Genomic DNA, 21,740 nt, shown 5'->3' on the forward strand with positions numbered 1-21,740 from the left:
GGGTCTTCGTCGCGACCGCGACCGAGGGGTGGACGAGCGTATGCAGACCGCTCGGCTCCACCCCTCGGCCGGGTCACTACCCGGTCGAGGCGGTTCGGAGGGGCTTGATCGGAATCGAGCCGCCCGCGACCGGGCAATCAGGCGACGGTCAGATCGCCGTCAGGGTGAGAGTCGAGGTGTACGTACCAGCGGCCGTTTCCGTCGGCAGGCTCAGCTGCAGCTCGGCGGAGAGCTGTGCGGTACCCCGACCGGAACCGCTCGGTGCCGAGCCGAGCACGCTGGTGGCCCCGAGTCCGCCCCCGGAGGCCGGGCCGACCGCCGGTCCGGCGACCACACCCTGCCCGGTCCCCTGGCGCAGGATCCGCGGCGTCCAGCCGAGCCGGTCGGCGCCGAACGTCGCCCCGTCCGGACCGGTGAAGTTCTCCGGAATCTGCCCGGAGACATTCCAACCCGGAGCGCCGGTACGGGTGTCGGTGACAGTTACCGGCCGCAGTTCGCCGGTGCTCTCCCACCGGTCGCCAGCGGCGTTGAGCCGGGCCGGCGGTAGCACCACGGCCCGGTCGTCCGGGTCGACGCTGACCACCAGTCCGCCCTGGGTACCGTCGATCGAGGCGGTGATCGTCTGTGATGCGCCCGGGGTCGACGGCGAAGTGGCCACCCGCAACGTAACCGGCGGGCTGCTGGCCACGACATTGTGGTCGGCATCGTAGAGCCGGACGAGGTACTGGCAGTCGTTCAGTTCGCGGGTCGCGGTGAACGAATAGCCGGCCCCGCCCTCGCCGGAGATGACCGTCCAGTCCTCGGCGCCCTGGCACCTGCTGAACCAGTGATAGTGGTCCAGACCGGACGGCGGCGTCTGCACGGCGGTCAGCGCCACCGTCTCGCCCGGCTGGTACTCCCCGGCGAGGCCGGTGATGCTCAGTTCGGTCTGCGGTGTCGGGTCCGACAGTTCGCCCACCACGAACGAGTAGTCCACCGGTCCGGTGCTGACCGTGCCACCGCCGGCCAACGTCGCGTCGGCCTGGAAGGTCAGCGTGTAGCTGCCGAGCGCGCTGAACGCCCAGTTCGCGTGCGCGTGGGTGTGTACCGGCACGTCGATCGCGTCCGGCAGCCCGTCGTCGCTACGGAACTTGACGATCGGCCCGCCGAACACGTCCTGGGTGAACACGTTCACCGCCCCCGGACCCTGGACGTCGAGCAGGCTCAGCCGCACCTGGTCGCCGGCGAAGACACCGGACGCGAGCGTCGTGGTGTTCCAGCCCGGCCAGAGCAGATCCGGGTCCTGGGTCATCGGCAACAGCCAGATCGGCGTTCCCGCCGGCCCGAGGAACGCGAACCGGTCGTCGTCCGGTACCGGCGCCTCCGCACCCGGCAACACCTGGAACGTGACGTCGGCCGGATCCCGGGTCACCGAGGGCTCGATCGTGTCGTCGTGCACCTTCAGCGACAGGGCTCCGTCCTCGTAGTGCACGTCGACCGCGTCGGTGTGCCCCTTCGCCAGCACCACCCGCTCCGCCGCGGAGGCCGGTGCCGGCGCCAGCAGCGCGCCGGCGACCATCGCCCCCACCGTAACCAGGACCCCGACCCCACGGGGCCGCGATCTAACAATCATCATGCTCCTTTCCCGACAGCCGGGCGCTCCCGCGCTCGGCAGTTCTTCGGTCGGTTCGCGCCGCTCGGGCGCTACCCCGACACATCCGCCGCTGGTGTCGTTCTCACCAGGACGCCTTGCGGACGCCGGGCAGTTCGCCGCGCAGCGCCAGCTCCCGGAACCGGATCCGGGACAACCCGAACCGGCCGAGCACGCCTCGGGGTCGTCCGTCGAGCTGGTCGCGGGAACGCAGCCGTACCGGACTGGAGTCCCGGGGCAGGGCGCTGAGCCGGCGCACCGCGTCGGCGCGTACCGCCGGCTCGGTTTCCGGGGCCGCGATGATCCGCTTCAGCTCGGCCCGGGGTTCGGCGTACCGGAGGACCAGATCCGCCCGGCGGGCCTGCCGGTTGACCAGGGTGCGCCGGGCCATCAGCGCTCCTCGCGGAAGAGCCGGGCGCCGTCCGCGTCGCGCCGTTCGACCAGTCGGCGCCGGGTCTCGTCGACGTAGCGGTGCGGTACCGGGTCGAACTTGCGTAGGACGAGCCGGTCCGGGTTGTTGCGGCGGTTCTTCCGGGTGACGTACGTGTAGCCGGTGCCGCCGGTGCTGCGCGGCTTGACGATCGGCCGCAGGTCGGTACGGCGGGCCATCAGACCCGCACCCCTCGGGCCCGGAGCCCGGCGACGACCCGTGCTGTCCCGTCGCGGTCCACCGTGCGCATCGCCTTCGCGGTGAGGTACAGGGTGACCCAGCGCCGTTCGGAGGCAAGCCAGTAGCGGTGGCGTTGCGGGTTGGGGTTCCAGCGGCGGCGGGTCCGCCGGTGGGAGTGGGACACGGCGTTGCCGAAGCTCGGCTGCGCGCCGCTGACCTCACATCGTCTGGACACGGTTGCCTCCCTCAAGTTGAGAACTATAACGGTAATCGTTTTCGTTTTTACATCATCTGTTCGGTTGAGGCGGTGCCGCCTCGGGCACTACCGCCACCGTCACGTCCTCACCCAACCGGTAGCCGACGCCGCGCAGCGTGGTGACCAGCGGAACCTCGAGCCCGACCTTGACCCGGAGTCGCCTGACGTGTACGTCGACGGTGCGGTGGCCGTTATGCGCGTGACCCCACACCTGCTCCAGCAGTTGCATCCGGATGGGGACCCTGCGCGGATGTTGGGCAAGCTGCAGGAGCAGGTCGAACTCCCGGCGGGTGAGCAGGATCTCCCCCTCACCCCGCAGGACGGTCCGGGAGTCGAGCAGCATCCGGAATGCGCACGACTCCGGCACGCCCGGCAAGGTCGCCAACTACCAGATCGCGGTCAGCATCCACGCCGCGACCGACGCGCCCGGCGTCTTCGGCGCCGTCTCCAGCAGCGGCAGTGCAATGCGGCGGCGTACCGGCTCAAGAAGACCGACGTGTAAGGGGCGTACCACCTCATGAGCACGCAGGGATGGCTGGTGGACCGGCAGACGCGGTTGCGGGCCTTCGACCGGCGCCGCCCGTGGGTCATGGACACCCTGGTGGCCGTTCCGATCGTGCTCTTCAGCATCCCCAACCTCATCGAGAATCCCCTGTCGGCGACGCTCGCAACCCTGGTCCTGCTACCGCCGCTGTACTGGCGGCGGCGGTACCCGTTCCCGGCGTTCCTGGTCACCGCAACCATCGAGTTGACCGAGGGATTGCTGGACGTCGGCGTCGGCGCCGGGGTGATCCTGCTCGTGATGCTGTTCGGGGTGGCCTCCCGCGGTTCGTGGCGGGCGCTGGTCTGGGCCTCCGGGATCACCATCGCGCTGCTGGTCGCCGATATCTACCTGATCAGCCCGATAACGGAGAACCGCATCATCACGCTGTTCCTGGTGATCGGCACGTCGGGGGCCGCGATGGCGTCCGGCGTCGCGGTGCGCACCCGCCGGGCGTACCTCATCGCCCTCGAGGACCGCGCCGCCCGCCTGGAAGTCGAGCGGGATCAGCGGGCCCGCCTCGCCGTCGCCGAGGAGCGAGCCCGGGTGGCCCGCGAGATGCACGACATCGTCGGCCATCACGTCTCGGTGATCGTGGGCCTGGCCGACGGCGGCGCCGCCCTTGCGACCTCGCGGGCCGAGCAGACCGCCGAACCGCTCCGGTTGATCGGTGACACCGGCCGGCAGGCGCTGTCCGAGCTGCGCCGGGTGCTGGGCGTGCTGCGCGAGGGGGACGCCGATCCACAGCTGAGCCCGCAGCCCGGCATCGACGATCTCGACCGGCTGCTGCCGAGCGTGCGTGCGGCCGGCCTACCAGTCACCTACTCCACCTCGGGCGAGCTGCACACCCTCGGCCGGGGCGTGCAGGATTCGACGGAAGGTGGCTCCGCGGTTGTCGCCTGGTGCCGCTCGCGGTCTACCGCATCGTTCAGGAAGCTCTCACCAACACCCTCAAACACGCGGGACGCGGGGCGGCCGCGGACGTCACTCTAGCTGCCTGCGACGGAGAGGTACGGGTACAAGTACGCGACAACGGCCGTGGCAAACCCGCCGCCCCGCGCCACGGCCTGCTCGGCATGCGGGAACGCGCCGCCATGTACGGCGGGGTAGTGACCGCCGGCCCGGCCGAGCCGGGCTGGCTCGTCGACGTAGTCCTCAAGGAGCCCTCATGACCACCGTGCTGATCGCAGACGACCAGCAGTTGCAACGCATGGGTTTCAAGATGCTGCTCGATGGCACCCCCGGGATGACCGTGGTCGGCGAAGCTTCGGGCGGCGCCGAGGCGGTGCGGATGGTGGAACAGACCCGCCCCGACGTCGTGTTGATGGACGTGCGCATGCCCGGCATGGACGGCATAGAGGCCACCCGCCGGATCACCGCTGCTGGCTCGCGCACCCACGTACTAATGCTGACCACCTTCGACCTGGACGAATACGTCTACGCCGGACTGCGAGCCGGAGCGAGCGGCTTCCTGCTCAAGGACGCCCGCCCCGAGGAGCTGATCGCCGGCATCCGCGCCGTCGCGAGCGGAGACTCAGTGGTAGCCCCCAGCCTGACCTGCAAGCTGATGAACGCCTACCTCCAGCATCCGGCGCCGACCACACCTGCGGACCCCCGCCTGAGCAGCCTGAGCGAACGAGAGCGAGAGGTCCTCGAAGCGATCGGCCAGGGCGCCACCAACACCGAGATCGCCGAACGCTTCACCCTCACCGAATCCACCGTGAAGAAGCACGTCGGACGCGTCCTAGCCAAGATCGGAGCGCGAGACCGAATCCAGGCAGTCATCTTCGCGTACGACAACGGCCTGGTCCAACCACGTGCCTGAGCACCTACTGTCACAACTCAGCGACAGGTCGAATCCTCGTCAGGACTGACCTGGCGGGAACGGTCACCCGCCCACGGAGGGTCCAGGCTGGCCATTCCCATCTCGTTGAACCGGTGGATGTGGTCGCCGCTGTCAGCTCCGGTTGAAAACTGACCATGTGGGTCCGCTGAAAACGGACCACTCCTCCGGCGCTGGTGGCCTGCTGGGCCACCCGAACCGTCGACCTCCCCGCGCCCGCCGTTGGAGGAAGCATCAACGATCGCTTACGAAACAAAGTGCCTCAGATCGAGCATCCGCGCGTGTTCGACGGGCCCGGGACGGTCTACCGTCAGACGCGGTGGACGGCTGGGGAGGAGATCGGCATGGCGGAATGGCTGATACGGGTGATCGGGCTTCTGCCACGGCCCGACCTGACCATGGCAATCCTGGTATTGATGCTGTTCGTCGGCTGGGTGATCATCAACGAGCGGCGCACCCGGCACCTGGTCCAGTTGATCCGCGCGTTGCGTGGACCGGCTGACACAGGCCGGGCGGTCCAGCCCCGACGCCGCCGAGGAGGTAAGGACGGTGGTCGCTGAGCGGCGGTTGATGACACGGGCGGAGGTAGCGCAGGCGGCCGGGGTGAAGGAGCAGGCAGTCAGCCTGTGGGTCAGTCGGCACCCGTCCTTTCCGCCGACGGTCCGGAACGGCCGCCGGGTCGGCTACCCGATCGATGCGGTCGCCGATTGGCTGGACAATCGCAAGATCCATCAGAAGAGCCGGCGGGCGGACGATCCGCCTGGCCTGACCTACTACGGGCAGCGTTTCCGGGCAGCGGTTGGCTTGGCCGCTGCGCCCGATCACGGGGACGGTGTCAAGCAGTGGCAGAGCGAGCCCCAGCAGCGGTTGCGGGCCTGGGTGGATCAGCTGCGGGTCGACAGCGAAGATCCAGTGAAGTTCGAAGCTGTGGTGATGTCCCTGATGTACGTACGGGCGATGGATCTCGCCGGATGGGCGGCGCTGGCAGGAGCGTCGGTCCGTACCATCCAGGCCACGGTCGCCGAGGTGACGCGACGGCTGCCGCCGCCGCTGACGGCGGCGACCGCGCAGTTGCGTGACCTGCCGACCGGTGACTGGTGGCCGCGTCGGTTGAGGCGGCTGGTCGCAAAGCTAAACGCAGCCCCGGCATCGGCTGCCGACACATTCGAGTACCTGCTGGACCTGTTCGCCCGGCGCCGACACCATAGCCCGGACGAATACCTGGTACCCGGCACGTTGGCGCGGCTGATGGTGGCTCTGGTCGATCCCCAACCCGGTGAGCGCGTCCATGATCCTTGCTGCGGCCCAGGAACGTTGCTGGTAGCCGCCGGGCAACACCTGGCCAGGAGCGGTGAGCCGGCTGTGGATGACCCACCGACCGTGTTGACCGGCCGGGCGACGACTGCCCGGACCTGGCGGTTGGCCACCCTCAACACAGCGATCCACGAACTGCAGTGCGGCCTCCCCGCCAAGCCACCGGATCCGGCCCACGCCAACAAGGTTGACGCGGGACCGGGACGATACGACGTGGTACTGCTCAATCCGCCGTTCGGCAAGACGGAGTGGGAGCCGGTATCGCGTACCGAGCGGGAATGGCTGTGCGGTCGACCGGCGGCGTACGATACCGCCTCGGCCTGGTTGCAGACCGTGGTGGCGGCGTTGGCTCCGGGAGGACGGGCTGCGGTGGTCATGCCGAACCGCTTCGCCTCGAATCTCAGCGACCAGCAGCGTCCGGTGCGCGAGGGACTGGTCGAGCATGGCGTCGTGCGATGCGTGATCACGCTACCCAGGAACCTGTTCCGCGAGACCGCGATCCCGGTCACGGTCTGGATCCTCGCGCACCCCGAAGACCCGCCGCGCGAGGACATCCTGCTGATCGACGCCCGGCAGGCAACGCGGGCGGACGGCAGCTATCGGGTGCTGACCGGGGACGGCTGCGCCGCCATCCTCGACACCTACCGATGCTGGCTGCACGGCTCGACTGCGTTGTCCCATGCCATCTCCACAGTCACCGCGGTCGCGGTAACCCGGGACCAGGTCCGCGACCATGACTACGCCCTCCAGCCAGCCGCCTACCAGGCCCCGCGTCCACAGGCGACGAGACCGGCGCTGCCCGAACAACGGACACCGGCTGATCCACCCGACCAACCCGACCCTACTGAGGACCGACGCGATCACCGGCCGGCACTCGGGGCGGAGACGACCAAGGACAGTCTCATCGGTGCCGTTCCGGACGACTGGTGGGTAGGCGACCTGCACCAGCGATGCGAGATTCGACCGGGCCCGTCCGGAAGCCTCTTGGCCGCCTCCGACTACCTGCCCGAGGGAGTCCCTTTGGTCAGGGCCGGCGACATCCGCGACGGTGGCATCGCACCAGACCCGAAGGCGCGGGTGAGCCGCCGAACTGCAAAGCGGCTGAGCACTTACCAGCTGCAACCCGGCGACATCCTACTGGTCCGGACCGGCGAGACAACACGGTTCGGCATCGTCACCGAGCAGGAGAACGGCTGGCTGATGGGCAACACCTGCATCCGGCTGCGCCCAGGCCCGGAAGTCACGCCAGAGTTCCTGGCCCACTACCTCAACCGGCCCGTGGTACGGGGATGGCTACACGCCCACACCCTGCACGGCTCGCGATCCAGCATCAACAAGAGCCACCTCAGCCGACTGCAGCTCGCGCTACCTCCTATCGAAGTGCAACGCAGAGTCGTCGCAGCCGACGGACGGACGCCGATTTGATTATGAACGTCGCAGTTAAGGGATCTCTCGTAACCCGGAGTCCGTCCGGTGTGCAGGTGATCTCGGCAGCCCGCCCGGAGTGGATCTTCCCGTTCACCGGGCTGCAGCCCGTCCAGTTCCGCCGGCTCGTCAAGCTGGTCGCCGAGCGTGGCGGTGACGCGATCGCTGACGGCCGGCCGGGCCGGCAGTGGTCACGCGACCTTCCAGACCGGGTGCTGCTGGCAGCCGCATGGAGGTGATGGTCAGGTCTTCCCGCGACGATGCCGTCGTCGACACGTAGGAATCCTGCCGACTACTCGCTCTGTGCCGTGACGCAGCCGCCTGAGCAGTACCGAACGAACGCTGGCCTTTCAGTGGTAGTCGTACAGGGTTCGACTGCGCTGGACGGTGTACAACGACTGGCGGCTCCTCAGATACCTACATAGTGCAGTGCCGCCCAGTGTTCATGTGCAGTAAACGGGCGGGCTGCCCGCCAGAACGCCACGTCGGCGGGTTCCCGGTCCGGTTCGGGCCGCAGATCCGGGTAGCGGCGGTGAGCCTCCTCATTGGTGCACTCCCGCAACCAGTGCTGGGCAGTCCGGACGGCCTGGACCGGGGATTGGCCCTCTATCCGCCACGCGTCGTAGAACCGGGCGACCAGCAGTGCGGCTGCGCGACTGTCCACCCGCCACAGCGTGCCGAGCACGCCTGCGGACCCGGCCTGTAGCAGTCCGGCCGGTAGCCCCACCACCTCGTCGAGCACGTCAATGCCGATCATTGCCGTCTCGCATGCCGACAGCACCGCCAGCCGCGCCCGCACCGGTGTGGCCATCAGGGCGGCCACCGTCAGCGGCCCGTCGGAGAGGGTCAGCCTGCTCTGCCGTGGTGACTCCAGGTCGACGGCTCCGTGACAGGCGAAATGCAGCACGTCTCGGTCCGGGAGAGCTGCCAGAACGGCGTCCCGAGTGGTGTGCTCGACGACATCGGCGAAGTGGACGGCCACTGCGGCCGCCTCTCTACGGGCGTCCGGAAGCGGAGCATCGTCCGGCCGGGTGTCGGCGACCACGAGTAGCCGTCCCGGTTCGATGGATTCCAGCTCCCTTGCTGCCAACAAAAATCGGGCGCTCGGTGCGTGAGTAAAGGCCACCCGGCTGGATGGTACGGCGGCGTGCAGCGGCATCAAGCCGAGCAGGTCCATGGCGATCAGGACCGCTTCGTCGGTACCGTCGAGGGCGTTCAGCAGCGGTTCCATTGCCATCGCGGCCAGCCAAGCGAGAATCGAGCGCAGCTCGCGCGGCCACGTGGGAGACCGGGAATGGTAGCTGCTCATCAGGTCGACGGCTCGGTCTACCAGCTCCGGCCGAGACAGACTGGGCAGATCTACCAGACGTGGCGGGCCGTGTGGTTCGAGGATCAGCGCGAATCCGCCGATTTCAGCGGCGGCGAGATAGACCAGGGGACGCCCACGTGCGGTGGCCTGGCGGGCTTCGGTTCGACCGGAGGGCACGAGGAAGCTCTCGGCGCCCGGTTGCGCCCGCACTGCGGCGATCGACATCCGCAATTCGGTACGGGCTTCGTCGACCATGGCGGAGCGGTCCAATCCACCGGACTCGTCCAAGACCAGGTCACCCAGCCGCCTGGATGCCTCCCGATAGCGCTGTGCCACGACAGGATCGACATGGCGCAGGTCGTCGGCTTCCAGGTCGAGAGCTTCGCTGAGCAGCCGGGCCCGGCTCTCCTCGAGTGCGTCTACCGCGGCTTCCAGATCCCCGGCGCGGGTCAGCGCGTACGCGTGCAGTATCGCCAGGTCGTGCCGGAGGCCTAAGATGCGCTCCCGGCTGGCCGGTAGCGCCTGCACCTCGTACAGGTCGGTGAACTCATCGCGGGCCGACGCGAACGCCGCCAGCGCTCGTTCCCAATCGCCAGCTCGCAGCGCCTGGCGCCCCAGCTCGCGCCGGGCGAACGAGGTGAGCAGCGTCGGAGTTTGCGGTGACTGGTCCAGCAGCGCCTCCAGGGCCTGCGCCTCGGCCCGCACCGTCGCCGGGTCGGAGCCGTCCATCGTGGCGGCAAACCGGGTGAAACCCGTACCGAGATCGGTGGCCGGCGGAAGTTCGGCCAGCAGCTCGACGGCCCGCTCACGACCGCCGTGCCCGGGCACCGCGAGGAACGCTGACGCCGCAGACTGCACCAGATCCGGATCGCGGACGCCGCGGGCATCGGCCTCCCGCAGCGCGCTCTCGATGAGTTCCCGACCCTGAGCCAACGCCGGTTCGTCACGCAGTAGCCGAGACCGCTGAATCAGTACGAAGCCAAGGTTGACCTTCAAGAGCGCCCGGTCATAGTCGCCGAGCGGCTCCGCCGACTCCAACATGGATCCCAGGAGAGTCGCCGCAGCGTCCAGGTCGGCCTCGTTGACGCTAGTGTCTGCCCGGGCCACCAGCATCATCGCCGCGTGGGACCGGTACAGCAACGAATTCGGGCCATCGGCCGGCACGGCGGCCAGTTGCTGCGACAGGGCGACGGTGTGTTGGAGGTGCACGTCGGCACCACTGGCGATCATCCGCTTCAGCGAGGTAAGCAACAGCTGGTTCTGCAGTTCCGCCGCGAACTCTTCCCGGACTGCCGGATCCACCACGGGAAGGGACGGCGCTTCGGCTCGTTCCAGCTGATCGATGGTCCAGTTGAGCAGGCTGATCCGAGCCGCCCGCGGAACCAGTGCGTCGACTCGGTCGTGGACGATCTGCACCAGCACGTGAAGATCGGCCGGTAACACCTCGGGGGCCGCGGCCGTGTCCAGCAGTAGTTCCTGGCCTTGCGCCAAGTCGCCGGGGGCGGCCCGTTCGAGAAGGGCGTCGGCCAGCTGCAGCCGCAGCAGGAAGGGCTGGGGCGGCTGCCGCCGGGAACGGATCCGCATCACTGGCTCCAATCGACGGGCGGCCCGGCCGGGTTTACATCCATCGCAGGTCCGGCTCGGAAAGCGCGTGCGCGAGCAACGCGATCTGCCGATCCAGGTCGCCTGCGTCACGGCTGATCAAGTACCGGAGTCGCAGTGTGAAGGCGAGGTTCGCCCGCACCCGGGGCAGCTCCCGGTTCACGTCCTCCTCCGGGGCCTGCTGGAGCGCTTCCTCGTAGAAGGTGACGGCCTCGTCGAGCAGCGGTCGAGGATCGCCGTCGGTGTCCTGGGCGTCCGCGACCAGGGTCTCGGCCAGCACATTGAGCGATTCGAAGCGCAGGCTCGGGTCGAGATCCGGCAGGTCGATGGCCTTGCGGGCGAAGAAACCGGCGGCCTCCCGATCGGCCCTCTCCAAGGGACGGGTACGGTGCCGTTCCAGATGGAGGTCGGCGAGCGCGGAGAGGCAGACGTGTAGATTCTGGCCCTTGGGCGTGTGCTCGTCGAAGACCTGACGGTAGAGGTCAATGGCATCGGTCAGGTCGGTTTCGGCATCCGGGTGGGCATCGCCCTGCCGCAGCCAGAACCGGCGCGTCAGCGCGTCGGCCAAATCGATGTGGACGCTCGTGAAGTAGACCGAATATCTGGGAAAATCGGCGACTGTCCGGCACATCAAGTCGACGAACAGATCCAGATCGGCGGCGACCACCGTCCGCTCGGCAGCGTCCTTGGCCCGCCGTTCGGCGGTCTCGGCCTCATCACCCCCACGGGGTGCGTCGCGCAGCGCGGCGGACCGGCCGTAGGCGAGGTCGATGCGCCTCCGGACCAGTCGAGCTGCCTCCCAGTAGGTCGTCGACCGGACCTCCAGATCGCGTTGCAACGCCGGCCGGGCGAGCAGCGCCAGGGTGGCGTCGATCGCCTCGTCCAGCCTGGCCGGGTCACCGGTGGCCTCGAACGCCTTGGTTGACACGTCGATGGGCGACGAATGCAGCGCGACCTCGGCCATCGCGAGGAAGCGCCGCACGCTCTTCACGACGTGAACCTCGGCTTACCCCCAGCCAAGCCCCGGACCAGGTAGCTGGTGAGCAATTCGCCCTTGATCCGCTCGTCGTCTGGGTCAATCGGCAGCGGCCAGCGCAACTGCTCGTACAGTTGCCGTCGGTACACGTCGTAAGAGGCTTCGAGCAGGTCGGCATAGCGGGCCGCCCGGTGCGGGATCCACAGCCAGATCGCCCACGCCGTCAACCCGAGTCCGGCGGCAGGCGCCCACAGGCTCCACACCCCGAACGGCAGGGACGCGGCAGCCCAAATTGCGGTGGCCACGCCCCTGTCGAGCGAGGCGCGGGCGGCCCCGAGGTCGAGGCGAGCCTGCTCTGGCAGGACCATCCACAGGTGCGGCCAGACGGCAACGGCATCCAGACCGTACTTCTCGGCCGGCCGGGTCTCGGCGGCCCGCAGCAGGTTGCCCAGCCGGGTCGGCATCATCCACTGGGCAGCAGGCATCCGGTGCAGCCGCTGCTCGGCTCGAACCTGTTTCGCCCGCTCGCCCCGGGACGCGAACCTCCGCAGCTCCGCCTCCAGACCGGCCCGCTGGGTGGTCTTCCGATCGACCAGCCACGCCCTCAACGGCTTCAGCGGCCACGTCCAGTAGCCCTCGAGAAACCGCAACACCGGCCGGGTCAGTAACCGGACTACGGTGCTGGCGGCAAACGCGGCCGCTAGCAACGCCGCCACCACCGCAAGGACCACCAGGGTGGGCAGATCGGCAGCCTGAGCGCCCAGCTTGACCAAGCGGGCCCAGCCTCCGTGCGTAGACAGCCACGCCAACACCCCGCCGACCGCGAAAACCAGGGCCGCGCCGAGCCGAGTCAGCAGTCGTTCGACGACGTGCCCCGCCACCGCCTCCCCAAGCGCGTCGATCATCAGCGGCGCACCTCGATCAAGACCTCGCCGTGGTCCGTACAGCGCGGCACAACCTCCGACGACGAGACGCGGTACCACTTCGTGCACTGGTTCACTGGGCACACGTACTGCTGAAGACGTGAACCGACGCGGTCGCCGGCCGGAGGCTCGCCACGCGTGGACAGCCCTGCGACCACCTCCGGAGGACGCAGATCCGGGTCGCCGAGCGTGTCAGCAACCCAGTTCTGCACGACCGGGTGCGCAAGGAACAACGCCCGCAGCCGGTCGTCGACCTGCTCGCCAGCGGAGTCCACCGCCAGCAGCTCGCTGATCCGCTGATTCCAGCGGGCGACCTCTGATTCGTCGACCAGGTTGTCCAGGTAGGGGCGTATGAGACGGGCGATCTCGACGATGTCGCTCACAGGCGCTCCGGTTCAGCAGCGTTCGGCGGCCCCACTGTAGTCGTTCGGTCGCTACTGGTCATCCCCTGATATGCGTCCCCTACGACGTACGGTTCGACCGGTCACAATGAGATGCCAGTACATCCCGCAGCTATCCGTCGAGCACGATCGATCCATGGTCGAAGACGCGATCGAGCAGCGGCTCGATCTACTCCGACGGCCGCAGGTGGACCCGTCACCGTACTGGGCGGGCGGCTCGATCCCGCATCAGCGTGAACAGCTCCTCGTGCTCGTCCAGGCTTCGCTCGGCCCCGAAGAGTTCCCGCGCCTCGCGGGCCTTGGCCTCCCGCCGGTCCGCCGGGGTGGCCGCCTGCTCCAGGATCGCCCGGTGCAGCGCGTCCGGGTCGCGAAGCGGGACCATCGAGCCGAACTGCGTCGCCTGGACGGGATACCGCCCGCCGGGCAGGTCGGTGGTCACCGACGGTACGCCGCACATCATCGCCTCGGCCTGCACGATGCCGAACGACTCTGCGTTGGACGGCAGTGCGAACACGTCGATCGAGGCGTAGAAGTCATCGATCTCCTGGCCCCGTAGCTCGCCGAGCACCTTGACGCGGTTGTCCGCGCCGATCTCCGCCCTGATGTCCGCGAGGTTGTGGCCGCCCATCACGGTCTGGTAGTTGCCACCGATCAGCAGCCGGGCGTCGGGGTCGGCGATCCGGCGGAAGGCCCGGACGAGGTAGGGGATCCCTTTGTCTTCGACGATGCGGCCGAGGAAGCCGATGTGCAGCCCGCCGGTGCGGCGGTAACGCGGCTGGCCGCCACGGCGGTCGAGACATGGTGCGGCAATAGCGCGGAACTCCCGCCCCTTCATCAGCGGCCAGAACTTCGACGCATGGGCCTGGTCCTCGCTGTAGGCGACCACTGCCGCGGAACGGCGGATCGCGGCCCGGGTCGTCACGTCAGACACGGCGACCGCGATCCGGCTCAGCCCGCCAGGAGGCAGGTACAGGTCGATGTGCAACATGCTCACAATCGGGGTGGGCCCGGCAAGTCTGGCCACCAGCGCGGCCTCGGCCATCGGCAGGTTTAGGTGGAGCAGGGCGGAGCGGCGGGCGATCCGGGCTACCTCGAACGGGTACGCCGGGCTGATCTGCGTCCGGGAGATCCGGCCGAGCACCGGTGACCGGTAGACGTCCACCCCATTGATGGTCTCCCGGCGCGGGGTGGACCGGTCGTGCTGGCTGGCCACCACCGCCACCCGCCAGCCACGCGCCGCCATGCCCTCGGCGACGGTACTAGCCGTGTGGGTCAGGCCGCTCATGTACGGCAGGTAGTAGGTCAGCGCGACGGTGAGATCGTACCGTTGGTCTGAGTTGTTCATCGACAAGGCGTCCTTTCCCGACAGTCTGAAATCGACACGACGACGAGCTTCCCGCTGAGGTCCGAAAGGCCGCCCTGGGACACAGCGGAAACCGCCCGAAGGTGGATGGCCAACTGGCCGCGGTCGACGCGCTGTCTGGCGACGGCGTCGGCGAGTAGCCTCTCCGCACGGGTCGCGGATTCACGTCCGGCGATCATCCACCCGACGGCATACGGGGTGAGAATGCCCAAGATCGCATAGAGGTGGTGGTAGGTCCGCTTCACCCGCCCGTGCAGCCTCCTGATATCCCACGACCAGCACGTGTCCGGCCCGCTGGCTACCAGCTCGGGTATGACCCGTGCCGGGTGGGTGGCCTGACGGCCGCGGTTCCCGGACCTCGCCGCATTCGCCCAGGACCCGGTACACGGTCGACACCGCCGCCGATTCGTCCATCGACCGCTCTGCGCCCTACCGGCCCGTCCCCCTCTCAGCCACGTGGCCCCGAGCCCAAGATGTGGTTCGCGGAATTCTTCAGGGCTCACCGCCGGACCACCTCCGCGTACGCCTGCAGCGTGCGGGCGGCCGCCGCATCCCAGGAATGGCGGCCGAGGATGTACCGGCGGGCGCGGTCACCCAGCCCCGGGTCGTCGTCGCTCAGCACCCGGAGCAGCGCGGCCGCCAGTTCGTCTGGATCAAGTGTCTCGGTCCGCACGCACGCCCCCTCGGCGCTACCGACCACGTCCGGGTCGAACCCGGGGCCGACCACCGCGCGGGCCCGCAGCGCCATTGCCTCCACGGCGGCGAACCCGAACGGCTCGTACGTCGACGGGAAGACGCACGCGTCGGCCGCCACCACGTGGGCACGGAGCTCGACGGTGTCCAGGTACCGCCCGAGTACGTGCACGCGCCCGGCCAGCCCTGCCTCCCCGACCCGCTCGCGCAGCCGCTGGTCGATGGAGGTGTCGTCGGGCCAGCCGGTGCCGGCCAGGATCAAGGTGACGTCGGCGCCATCGGCGAGCATCCGACGGACCGCCTCGATCAGCTCGTTCACCCCCTTGTGTGCCCCGTACCGGCCGGCGAACATGATCACCCGTCGTTCGTCCGGGATCCCGTACAGCGCCCGGACCTTGTCCCGTACGGCGCCGCGTTCGATGTCGTCCGGGCATTCCATCCGCCATGCCTTTCCGGGGCCGTGTGAAACCACGGCGATGTCGTCACGGCCGGCCAGGTGGGGGATGCCAGCTACGGTGTGCGTCGACGGAACCATGATCAACCGAGCTCGACGACTCAGCGCCCGGTTCAGGGTCCGTCCGAGCGCGGCGACCAGGCCCCGGCCCCGATCCCGGAGAAAGATCTCGGCTGAGTGCACGTGATAGCAGACGGGCATCCGAAACAGGACGGCACAGATCAGACCGGCTGGCGCACACATCCAGTCGTGCACCGCGACCAGGTCGACCTTCTCCCGGGCGTGCAGCCGGCGGGCGTACCAAGCCCCGACGATGTTCAGCCGGGCGACCGCGGCCATCATCCCGATTCGGGACCGCGGCAGTGAGGTTCGTGCCCATGGCGGCGTGACCAACACCCGGCGGATGGTCGCCTCGTGGTACCGGAACACGCGCTTCAGGCGGTGGTGCCGGGAGGCACCTACCAGATGGACCTCGGCGTCCTGGGAGGCCAGGGCACCGAGCAGCCCTTCTATGTAGGTACCGATCCCGCCAAATGGATCGGGCGGCGCGCCGGTGGAGACGATGACGATCCTCAAGTCACCCTGCCTTTCTGATCATCCGGAACGACCACCAGGAACACCTGGGCCGCATGGTCGGAGAAGGCCTCACCGCCGCTGCCGAGCCGATAGTCGAGCGCGGTCAGGTCTCCGGTCGTGAACAGCCAGTCGAGCCGCCACAGCCGAGGCAGTGGATAGCCGGAGGCGGGCCACGTGCCAGGCGGCGCGAGAGACCCCGTGGGGACATGCACCCGGATATCGGCTCCGGGCGGGGACAACTCCATCCAGGGCGAGTTGAAATCACCGGCCAACACGGCCGCGTGGGGGTTTCCAGCCAGATCGGCGCGCAGCTTGCGTAGCTCGCGGAGCCGCCAGACGCCCTGCTCCTCGAGCGCCCGATAGAAACCGCCGCTCAAGGGGTTGCCGTTGATCCGGAAGGGCACCGGGAGGTGCACGTTGTAGAAGGAGACCACGCGCTTCCCGAGTCGGATGTCGGTACGTTGCGCCTTGGTCCCATTTCTGAACCATTCCATGCCCGTACCGGAAACTGGATGGTGGTACGCCGCGACGATGGGCAATCGGGACAGCGTGAGCAACTCGCCCTCGACCGACATCTGGTAGTCGGGGAACTCCGTGCGGAGCCGCGCCGCCTCGTCGATACGGACCGGCTCCCCCCGCCGATACACGTATTCCTGCAAGAGATAGATATCGGCGTCCTGCTGGCGCAGGAAGGCGTAGAAGGCGTCCTCGTCGTTCACCATCTCCCAGTAGTCCGTGTTCCAGGCGAAGACCTTGACCGTCCTACCTCCGGGGCCGCCGGTAGCGGTGTCCGCGCCCGCCGGGCCATAGCCTGCCAACTGAATCCCGGAAAGCAGCACAAGAACCTGGACCACCGAAAACCGGCAGCGCATCTGCCGCGCGAACGGCACAAGCGCGAGAAAGAACAGTGGCACCGTCACCACGGCAATCGGTGGGGTGGCCTCGAAGATGAACCACGGCCACCAGCGGCCGACGAGCAGAACATGTAAGAGGAGGAACGTGGTCCATGCCACCGTGGCCGCGACGAGGAGCCGGGTTCCCCTGCTCCAGAGGCCGGTCACCGTGTCCGGGCCAGGAACCGCATCAGTGCCTCTCTTCCGAAGCCACGGCCACGGCCACTGGCGATCTCCACTGTGGTGCTCTTCAGGGGAAACGGCTCCGCCGGCACCGAGACACCGAGAAACTCGCACAGTGGTCCCCATTCATCACGGATATCATAAATAAGCAGGCGATCAGCGGGGACGGTCTCGATGACCTGGTCCGTGTGCGCCCGAAATTGCTCGATGGCGCGTTCTGGTTTCCCTTCGGCCACCAATTTCAGCGCCTGGCCTTCGAGCGTACGCTGAAACAGCTCAATCAGCGGGGCAAGGTCCGTACCGAGCGTCGACGACACCCGTATGGCGACCCTGCCGTACCACGTGTTTATGTGCCGTCGCCGCTTGAGCAGTGTCCTTTGGATACTGCTTATCCATTGCTCCGGGTCGCGTACCGTGTGGACGACTTTCACCTCCGGGTAATACTCGACAAGTCGCCGCCAGCAGGGCGTGACCGGCTCGCACACCGTTGATTTATAACAAGCGAATATCTCCTCCCAGTTCGTCGGCTTGCCTTCAACGGCTCCGAGCAATGGCCGGATCAGCCGGGGATTCCTGAATACCTCCCCGGCCTCAAGACACGGCCCGAAGCCGAGTTTTACCAACGCGGCGGTGAGGGATGTAGTCCCCGTCCGGCCGTACCCGGTACCCATGACGTGCATCACTGCCTACTCCCTAGTAAGCGATTGGACAGGTGACGTTTGAACCGCCCCTCGTCTGGCTGTCACGAAGCGAGTCCCGGCCAGCACTCCCAGCACTCCCAGGGTCGCGATCACATGCCCCAAAGTGGTGACGAACCGGCTCAGCAGCAGCAGTACGATGAGGTCCGGGCCACTGACCAGGACGCCGAGCGTGAGGCCGAGCACGACCTCACGCACGCCGAGGCCGGCAGGCGCCTGCGACAGTGCTCCGGCGATCGCGCTGAGGACGAAACCGCCTATGCCAAGTGTCATCGCGGATGCGGGAGGTGCGCCGAGGGCGACCGCGAGGATCACCGCGTGCGTGCCGTTGCAGCACCACCCGAGGACGTTGAGTGCGACCACCCCCATAGTGGTCCTACCGGTGGGCAGCACGATCTCGTGTTCGCCACGTCGCAAGATGCGTTGTCCGAGGCCGAGCAGCCTGGTGAGCAGGCCTGGCACCAGGATGACCGCACCGGCGGCGGAGAGCACGAGCGGCACGGACAGCCACCACATTGGGTTGCCTGCCGCCAGGTGCGGAACCGCCACCAAGCCGACGATGCCCCCGCTGAGCATGGTCATGACGAGCGTGATCAGACCAGCCGCCATGAGCCGGGACGCTGGCGCTCCGACCCTCCTCGCGAGCGCGGCCTGCACGATCGGGGGCCAGATCCCGCCGGGAAGATAAACCGTCACTCCAGACAGGAAGAACACCCAGGCCGCATCGGAAATCGTGAGTCGTACACCGGTGCCGGCTACCAGCAGCCTCCACCCGAAGAATCCCGGAGCGGTTCCCACCACGGTGAATCCGACCGCGAGACCGACGGCGCTCCAGCCCACAGAACTCAGGCTGTCACCGAGCCCATTTCGTACGCGCCAGATCTGCCATAACAGAAATACGACGATGATCGGATAGACGGTGGTTCGGAGAACCTTGAGTAGACACCGACGGCCGTTCCACGAATTCGTCACTACCGCACCAGCTCCCCCGGCCGCCACCGATCGCCACCGAGTAATCCTCCATCGGGGCGGCTGCTTCGGCTCCTCACGGTAGACGGATCGCATGGATGGAGTTGACCTTGGTTACGAGTACGAGTGCGCCGATCGCGCAGACCCAGCTCCCGATGGACACGATGAGGGCACGGTCCCGCAGGAGCAACCGGACTGGGTCACCACCTTCCTTCTGCACCAGAACCACTTGGAGGTACCGGAAGAGCGTGTACAGCACGAAAGGCAAGGAGATCAGCAGCACCTCCTGTCTGTACGGTGCGATCGGCGCCTCGGTCGCCAGGTACGTCAACGTGGCGGCGAGACAGAGCACGCTGGCGAGCAGCAGCAGATGGTTCAGGAATTCCAGCGAATAGCCACGGAGCGAGGGGCGGTGCTCAACTCCGACCTCCACCAGTTCGTACCGGCGTTTTCCGAGGATCAGCAGGAGCGATCCGGAGAAGACAGCAATGAGCATCCAACTGGATGCCGCGACGTCGGTGGCCAGGTATCCCTGAACGACCCGCAACACGAACCCACCGGAAATCGCGCCCATTTCGATCAACGGCACGTGTTTGAGGCCGGCGGTGTAGGCGAGGTTCAGACCCAGATATCCGAGTATCGGCCAGGAACTGCCGTGCGGCGCGAACGCGAACAGCAGACCCAGACCGCCGGTCAGCACTGCGCCGTACAGGACGAGCGCGGTGACGGAGAGCCGGCCAGCCGCGATCGGACGCCGACTCTTTCCCGAGTGCAGTCGGTCGAGGCGCCGGTCGACCAAGTCGTTGACGAGGTAGACCACGGCGGCGGCGAGGGTGAACGCCACGATGGACCAGGCCACGCGCTCGAGAGCGGACCACGACCACACCTCCAGGTCCACCAGCGCAATCGGCACCACCAGCACGTTCTTGATCCAGTGCGCCGGCCGGGCCAGCTGGAAGAGGTCCATGACCTGCCGCCGTACACCGGCCCGTTCCCGCTCGGTGGGTTGTTCCCGCTTGGTGGGTTGTTCCCACACAACATTGACGCTGTCCACGCGGCCCCCTGCCTTAGAAGAAGACTCTCGCCAACGACAGGGCCCCCTGGCGCCAGGCGTCCCGGCTGGTTCGGCCTACACCCGCCGGGCGCTGTTGACACCACCAGCCATAAGAGCGCAGAATCGCGTCCTCATTGGAGAACCGTGGCGAGAATCCGAGTCGTTCGCGTGCCTTGTCGATGGACACGTACGAGTCAATCAGCAGTTTGTGTGCCAGCCGGCGATAGACCGGCGAGAGGTGGCTACGCTCCAGCAGCCGCAGAAGCGGCAGGGCAGGCCATACCGGCAGCGATACAACACGCTTACCGTGCCCCGCGGCATCGAGTACCGACTGAAATGCGGCGCGCAGCGTTCCGAACTCGGCGGCACCTAGATTGTACGTATCGCTGGCGGCCTCGTCGGGTGCCGACAGCAGCAGCATGATGAACTCGACGAGGTCCTCCACGGCGAGCATCTGACTCAGAATGTCGCCGCGCCCGAGAACGGGAAAATTGCGGCCGTCCGCGGCCCATTCGAAAAGCATCGCGAACAGGCCCATGCGGCCGGGGCCGAGAAAGGTCTTCGGGCGAACAATCGACACGCACATTCCAGTGTCGCGAAATTCCTCCGCGATCTCCTCCGCTTCCGCCTTGGCCCGGCTGTAGGCGTCCACCGGCCGACGCGGATGGGTCTCCGAAGTCGGCACCTCTAACGGTAGGCCGTAGACCGCGGCCGAGGAGACATGGATGACACGAGGCACATCGGCGGCCCGGGCGGTCTCGAATACATTGCGGGTGCCATCGACGCTGATTTCCCGGAGTCGTCCCTTCGAATAGCTCGGCAATCCGCTCGCACAGTGCACGATGGCGGCGGCACCGGTGAACAGGTCGGTCAGGAACACCTTATCGCCAATGTCTCCGGTCGTGTGCTCCACGCCGTCCGTCGGCTCCACGGGCGCGCGTAGGTCGACGCTGTGAACCGCATATCCCGTACGCGCCAACCGGCGAACCAGATTGCCCCCCAGCATTCCGGATCCGCCTGTCACCACGATCCGATCGCCCACCGAATCGCCCCCTTCTTATGCCGAATTGAGTTGTTTTGCTCGCGGCGGCGCAATCCCATGACCTGAACGGTTCGCGAGAAGCCACCGGACGTCTCTGGTGGGCCAGGCAAATGCTCTTGAGATAGCCACGTATTTCGGCGGCTACATCAGCTCGCGCCACATTAAGATCGATGAACGAGGGATCGGTTCTCCCCGTGACACTGGTTTCCTTGTGTCCACGGACGTAGCTTCCGTCTCGGCCGAGTTCTCGCAGGACGGCCGCGGTCGCGGTGACGGATGCCCTGTACTGTGCATCGGCTGCCCACGATGACGGCATTCAAGGCCGGCGCCGGATTTGTGCATGCCGCAGTGTGATGCCATAGGACACCGATGGGGTTAAACGGCCCGCTCGCACCTCGTACTCGCCAGTTCCCCTCTTCGACGACCGAGATTCCCGCTCCACGCAAAACGTCGGCCAGCCACGGGATCACGGCCATTAGGTGACCCCCAGAACGGCCAGGCATTCGATTTTCCCAGTGTCGACGCCTGCCCCCCTGACGTTCCGTGCCGCCGACGCCACAACGGCGACAAGAGGAGCGGTCGCAAGCAAGCTGCGCCGCGTCAGACCGTTGTCTGATCTTCGCGGGAATGATCGGTTTTGGTCGAATCTCATCAAACCGTCTCCCTATATCTAAGATCTTTGGTGCGCGATAGTCACATGCACCAACTCCGATGAATCGAGCACATTGGAGCACACCACACGGCTGTTTCAATCTGGCTTCACCCGGGAAAGAGGTCGTCTGACTCTGTCTCTAACCGGAAAAAGACCCTCCCGACTTGGCCGCCTTTGCCACGCACCGTCAGCTCGCCTGCCCGTCAGTCGATGTCGGCCAACTCCAGCCGGGCCACCTCGCCACCGCACACCGCCAGCCGGGCCAGCATCAGCAGGATCGCGTAGTCCCGCGGCAGGCAAGCCCTCCGAACCGGCGGGGACCGCCCGGCCAGG

At 67.5% G+C, this 21,740-nt stretch carries 21 protein-coding genes and 3 pseudogenes; 6 read left to right on the forward strand and 18 right to left on the reverse strand.

Going from position 1 to position 21,740, the window contains the following annotated elements:
• Positions 1–148 precede the first annotated feature (148 nt).
• The 6 genes and pseudogenes from R6Y94_RS37925 to R6Y94_RS37950 form a co-directional block, all read right to left on the reverse strand.
• Positions 149–1,612, reverse strand: coding sequence for a choice-of-anchor M domain-containing protein (locus R6Y94_RS37925; RefSeq protein ID WP_318401449.1), 1,464 nt, complete (start codon positions 1,610–1,612; stop codon positions 149–151).
• Positions 1,613–1,715: 103 nt separating this feature from the next.
• On the reverse strand, positions 1,716–2,021 hold the full coding sequence (gene rpsN, locus R6Y94_RS37930; protein ID WP_318401451.1) for a 30S ribosomal protein S14: 306 nt from the start codon (positions 2,019–2,021) through the stop codon (positions 1,716–1,718).
• A gap of 53 nt (positions 2,022–2,074) precedes the next feature.
• Positions 2,075–2,239: pseudogene (rpmG, locus tag R6Y94_RS37935) on the reverse strand (50S ribosomal protein L33); the annotation flags it as partial.
• The gene (gene rpmB, locus R6Y94_RS37940) at positions 2,239–2,475 is read right to left on the reverse strand and encodes a 50S ribosomal protein L28 (protein ID WP_318401453.1); all 237 of its coding nucleotides are present in this window, start codon (positions 2,473–2,475) and stop codon (positions 2,239–2,241) included. The gene rpmB and the pseudogene rpmG, both read right to left, overlap by 1 nt.
• Before the next feature lie 52 nt (positions 2,476–2,527).
• Positions 2,528–2,836: pseudogene (locus tag R6Y94_RS37945) on the reverse strand (winged helix-turn-helix domain-containing protein); the annotation flags it as partial.
• Between the two features lie 45 nt (positions 2,837–2,881).
• Positions 2,882–3,010, reverse strand: a complete 129-nt coding sequence (locus R6Y94_RS37950; RefSeq protein ID WP_318401455.1) for a hypothetical protein — start codon at positions 3,008–3,010, stop codon at positions 2,882–2,884.
• Between the two features lie 3 nt (positions 3,011–3,013).
• Here R6Y94_RS37950 and R6Y94_RS37955 point away from each other — a divergent pair, with 3 nt between their 5' ends.
• The 6 genes and pseudogenes from R6Y94_RS37955 to R6Y94_RS37975 all read left to right on the forward strand — a co-directional run.
• Positions 3,014–4,030 carry a histidine kinase dimerization/phosphoacceptor domain-containing protein gene (locus tag R6Y94_RS37955; RefSeq protein ID WP_318401457.1) on the forward strand — a complete coding sequence of 339 codons (1,017 nt, stop codon included), beginning with the start codon at positions 3,014–3,016 and terminating at the stop codon, positions 4,028–4,030.
• Complete coding sequence (locus R6Y94_RS45450) at positions 3,940–4,209, forward strand: ATP-binding protein (RefSeq protein WP_412102971.1); 270 nt, start codon at positions 3,940–3,942, stop codon at positions 4,207–4,209. The genes R6Y94_RS37955 and R6Y94_RS45450 overlap by 91 nt, the downstream gene beginning before the upstream one ends.
• Positions 4,206–4,862, forward strand: coding sequence for a response regulator transcription factor (locus R6Y94_RS37960; RefSeq protein ID WP_318401459.1), 657 nt, complete (start codon positions 4,206–4,208; stop codon positions 4,860–4,862). Before R6Y94_RS45450 ends, R6Y94_RS37960 begins: the two co-directional genes overlap by 4 nt.
• Before the next feature lie 275 nt (positions 4,863–5,137).
• The gene (locus tag R6Y94_RS37965) at positions 5,138–5,440 is read left to right on the forward strand and encodes a hypothetical protein (RefSeq protein WP_318401460.1); all 303 of its coding nucleotides are present in this window, start codon (positions 5,138–5,140) and stop codon (positions 5,438–5,440) included.
• Positions 5,430–7,619 carry an N-6 DNA methylase gene (locus R6Y94_RS37970; protein WP_318401462.1) on the forward strand — a complete coding sequence of 730 codons (2,190 nt, stop codon included), beginning with the start codon at positions 5,430–5,432 and terminating at the stop codon, positions 7,617–7,619. Before R6Y94_RS37965 ends, R6Y94_RS37970 begins: the two co-directional genes overlap by 11 nt.
• Positions 7,620–7,669: 50 nt before the next feature.
• A pseudogene (locus tag R6Y94_RS37975) lies at positions 7,670–7,855 on the forward strand (IS5/IS1182 family transposase); the annotation flags it as partial.
• Positions 7,856–8,028: 173 nt separating this feature from the next.
• On the opposite strand, the gene R6Y94_RS37980 reads toward R6Y94_RS37975, so the two are convergent.
• The 12 genes from R6Y94_RS37980 to R6Y94_RS38035 all read right to left on the reverse strand — a co-directional run bounded on the left by R6Y94_RS37980 (position 8,029) and on the right by R6Y94_RS38035 (position 20,755).
• Positions 8,029–10,512, reverse strand: coding sequence for a CHAT domain-containing protein (locus R6Y94_RS37980; RefSeq protein WP_318401464.1), 2,484 nt, complete (start codon positions 10,510–10,512; stop codon positions 8,029–8,031).
• 34 nt (positions 10,513–10,546) lie between these two features.
• Entirely contained in the window at positions 10,547–11,494 is a 948-nt protein-coding gene (locus R6Y94_RS37985) for a hypothetical protein (protein ID WP_318401466.1), read from the reverse strand.
• Between the two features lie 23 nt (positions 11,495–11,517).
• Positions 11,518–12,411, reverse strand: coding sequence for a hypothetical protein (locus tag R6Y94_RS37990; protein ID WP_318401468.1), 894 nt, complete (start codon positions 12,409–12,411; stop codon positions 11,518–11,520).
• Positions 12,411–12,812, reverse strand: a complete 402-nt coding sequence (locus tag R6Y94_RS37995; RefSeq protein WP_318401470.1) for a hypothetical protein — start codon at positions 12,810–12,812, stop codon at positions 12,411–12,413. The genes R6Y94_RS37990 and R6Y94_RS37995 overlap by 1 nt, the downstream gene beginning before the upstream one ends.
• A 214-nt stretch (positions 12,813–13,026) precedes the next feature.
• Positions 13,027–14,175 (reverse strand): glycosyltransferase family 4 protein, encoded by a 1,149-nt coding sequence (locus tag R6Y94_RS38000; RefSeq protein WP_318401472.1) that lies wholly within the window; start codon positions 14,173–14,175, stop codon positions 13,027–13,029.
• A complete protein-coding gene (locus R6Y94_RS38005; protein WP_318401474.1) occupies positions 14,172–14,438 on the reverse strand; it encodes a hypothetical protein in 267 nt (88 codons plus the stop codon). The genes R6Y94_RS38000 and R6Y94_RS38005 overlap by 4 nt, the downstream gene beginning before the upstream one ends.
• A 254-nt stretch (positions 14,439–14,692) precedes the next feature.
• Complete coding sequence (locus R6Y94_RS38010; RefSeq protein WP_318401476.1) at positions 14,693–15,916, reverse strand: glycosyltransferase family 4 protein; 1,224 nt, start codon at positions 15,914–15,916, stop codon at positions 14,693–14,695.
• Positions 15,913–16,977, reverse strand: a complete 1,065-nt coding sequence (locus tag R6Y94_RS38015) for an endonuclease/exonuclease/phosphatase family protein (RefSeq protein ID WP_318401478.1) — start codon at positions 16,975–16,977, stop codon at positions 15,913–15,915. The genes R6Y94_RS38010 and R6Y94_RS38015 overlap by 4 nt, the downstream gene beginning before the upstream one ends.
• A complete protein-coding gene (locus tag R6Y94_RS38020) occupies positions 16,974–17,672 on the reverse strand; it encodes a sulfotransferase family protein (protein ID WP_318401504.1) in 699 nt (232 codons plus the stop codon). The genes R6Y94_RS38015 and R6Y94_RS38020 overlap by 4 nt, the downstream gene beginning before the upstream one ends.
• Before the next feature lie 6 nt (positions 17,673–17,678).
• Positions 17,679–18,662 (reverse strand): lysylphosphatidylglycerol synthase domain-containing protein, encoded by a 984-nt coding sequence (locus tag R6Y94_RS38025; RefSeq protein WP_318401480.1) that lies wholly within the window; start codon positions 18,660–18,662, stop codon positions 17,679–17,681.
• 73 nt (positions 18,663–18,735) lie between these two features.
• On the reverse strand, positions 18,736–19,713 hold the full coding sequence (locus tag R6Y94_RS38030) for a UbiA prenyltransferase family protein (RefSeq protein WP_318401482.1): 978 nt from the start codon (positions 19,711–19,713) through the stop codon (positions 18,736–18,738).
• Between the two features lie 13 nt (positions 19,714–19,726).
• The gene (locus tag R6Y94_RS38035; protein ID WP_318401484.1) at positions 19,727–20,755 is read right to left on the reverse strand and encodes an NAD-dependent epimerase/dehydratase family protein; all 1,029 of its coding nucleotides are present in this window, start codon (positions 20,753–20,755) and stop codon (positions 19,727–19,729) included.
• Between the last annotated feature and the right edge of the window lie 985 nt (positions 20,756–21,740).

It is taken from the genome of Plantactinospora sp. KLBMP9567 (assembly GCF_033446045.1).
In the GTDB taxonomy this organism is placed as follows: Bacteria; Actinomycetota; Actinomycetes; order Mycobacteriales; family Micromonosporaceae; genus Plantactinospora.